Source organism: Mesorhizobium sp. M2A.F.Ca.ET.037.01.1.1, from assembly GCF_003998075.1.
In the GTDB taxonomy this organism is placed as follows: domain Bacteria; phylum Pseudomonadota; class Alphaproteobacteria; order Rhizobiales; family Rhizobiaceae; genus Mesorhizobium.
In genome coordinates, this window is sequence record NZ_RZSA01001551.1 from 1 (window position 1) to 894 (window position 894).

1 protein-coding gene is annotated in these 894 nt (G+C 59.4%); it reads left to right on the plus strand.

Annotated features, from left to right (window positions below; all coding sequences use genetic code 11):
- On the plus strand, positions 1-797 hold a 797-nt coding region (locus tag EOA27_RS38295), incomplete at its 5' end, for a hydantoinase/oxoprolinase family protein (protein ID WP_127258943.1).
- Between the last annotated feature and the right edge of the window lie 97 nt (positions 798-894).

Here is an 894-nt window from a genome sequence, read left to right on the forward strand (position 1 = left end):
GTATGCACCGTGTCGTCAATGCTCAGATGGCCGAGGGAGTTCGTCGTGTCTCGACACGCCAGGGTATTGATCCTCGCGGCTTTACCTTCGTCCCTCTCGGCGGTGCGGGTGGGATCCATGCAACGGCTCTTGCCGAGGATCTCGGCATGAGCAGGATATTGGTTCCGCGCTTTCCGGGTGTTCTGGCTGCTTCGGGTTTGCTGGCGGCGCCTGTCGAGCATGAGGCCTCCAGCACTTTCATCACGAATATTTACGGCGCGCAGATCTCCGCCATACGTTCTGTTTTCGATCGACTAGACGCTCAATGTCGCAGCCTTCTTGCGGCCGAGCAGGTCAACGAAGGCAGTGTCACGATCTCCTACTACGCCGATGTCTGCTATGTGGGGCAATCGTTCTACGTCGAGATACCCTTTCATTTGGACGAGCAGGACCCGCTGGGCCGCCTCTACAACGATTTTGTGCGCGAACACGAGCGTCTGTACGGCTACAGCAATGACGGAGCTGCGCGTATCGTCAATCTGCGCAGCAGCCACAGGGCGGCCCAGCCGAAGGGGGCGCTGGCATTCGCCTATGAGCCATCCGGCGGCGCTGTAGAGAGAGCGAAACGCACGGTGCGGTTCCCCGGCTATGAGCGAATGGAGGCCAGCATCTATCAGCGTGAGGCGTTGCCGGTCGGCTTCACGTTCCAGGGCGGAGCAATCCTGGAACAGGCCGACACGACCACCTTGATCGGGCCGGGTTGGACGGGTTCGGTGCTGGATACCGGCGATATTCTGCTCGTCCGTACTGCGTTATGAAACTGCGCACAGTCGAGTTCGAGTCTACTTTTATTTCGGCCAAATTCGGTCATTCTGGTGAGGCGGGGTTCCTGAACGCTCAGCCATCGCGCTGAGT